The sequence below is a fragment of the Bradyrhizobium sp. IC3195 genome (genome assembly GCF_020193585.1).
In the GTDB taxonomy this organism is placed as follows: Bacteria; Pseudomonadota; Alphaproteobacteria; order Rhizobiales; family Xanthobacteraceae; genus Bradyrhizobium; species Bradyrhizobium yuanmingense.
Genome location: NZ_JADYVG010000112.1, coordinates 1 through 372, shown reverse-complemented (window position 1 = coordinate 372; position 372 = coordinate 1). Strand labels below are relative to the sequence as shown.

The window sequence follows — 372 nt, the reverse complement described above, 5'->3', positions numbered from 1 at the left end:
TGGACGCGGGGTCTTCTGATCCGCCGCAACATCGCCGACGGCAGCTTGGCCTTCTTCTCCACATGGTGCCCCAAAGGCACGTCCATGCAGAAGCTGGTGTCGGTGGAAGGCCATCGCTGGGCCATCGCCTGTCCCGAAATCATCGAGCGCAATACGGACGCCGGCTTGACGAAGTTCGTCAATCACGGTCTTCGCAGCCCCGTTTCTTTCCACGAACGCGCTCTCTGTAATTTCAATCTCCAGGTGGCGCGGACTAAAGCCGGTCTGCTCTAGGAGCGATATAATGCGCTCTCCAAGCGCGGAATCCCGCAACTGAACAGGCGAAATGTTGAAGGCAAGCGAAAACGTCTTTGGCCACGCAGTGGCATCAAG

The 372-nt window shown here is 58.1% G+C and carries 2 pseudogenes; one reads left to right on the top strand and one right to left on the bottom strand.

Going from position 1 to position 372, the window contains the following annotated elements:
* A pseudogene (locus tag I6F09_RS37350) lies at positions 1-126 on the top strand (IS701 family transposase); the annotation flags it as partial.
* Positions 127-180: 54 nt separating this feature from the next.
* Here I6F09_RS37350 and I6F09_RS37495 read toward each other — a convergent pair.
* A pseudogene (locus I6F09_RS37495) lies at positions 181-312 on the bottom strand (hypothetical protein); the annotation flags it as partial.
* Between the last annotated feature and the right edge of the window lie 60 nt (positions 313-372).